Origin of the sequence: Bowmanella dokdonensis (assembly GCF_017254865.1) — a bacterium.
GTDB lineage: Bacteria > Pseudomonadota > Gammaproteobacteria > Enterobacterales > Alteromonadaceae > Bowmanella > Bowmanella dokdonensis.
Window position 1 is genome coordinate 1 of record NZ_JAFKCV010000355.1, and the last position, 291, is coordinate 291.

Consider the following 291-nt stretch of genomic DNA (forward strand, 5'->3'; position numbering starts at 1 on the left):
CAGCAGAACTGGTATCTCAAACATCCTAAATATATGGACAGGGTCAGCAAGCGCGCCGCGCCCTTTTTGTTCCTGATTGTTGAAGAGCTGGAAAAACGCAATCTGCCCATGGAACTGGCCTTATTGCCCATAGTAGAAAGTGCCTTTGACCCCTTTGCTTACTCCCACGGCCGCGCTGCCGGCATGTGGCAGTTTGTGCCAGAAACCGGTAAACGCTTTGGGTTGCGCCAGAGTTGGTGGTACGACGGTCGTCGTGATGTGTTAGCCTCCACCCAGGCGGCCCTGGATTAT

At 54.0% G+C, this 291-nt stretch carries 1 protein-coding gene; it reads left to right on the plus strand.

What is annotated here, in order from left to right:
* On the plus strand, positions 1–291 hold a 291-nt coding region (locus tag J0A66_RS22925; protein WP_206576088.1), incomplete at both ends, for a transglycosylase SLT domain-containing protein.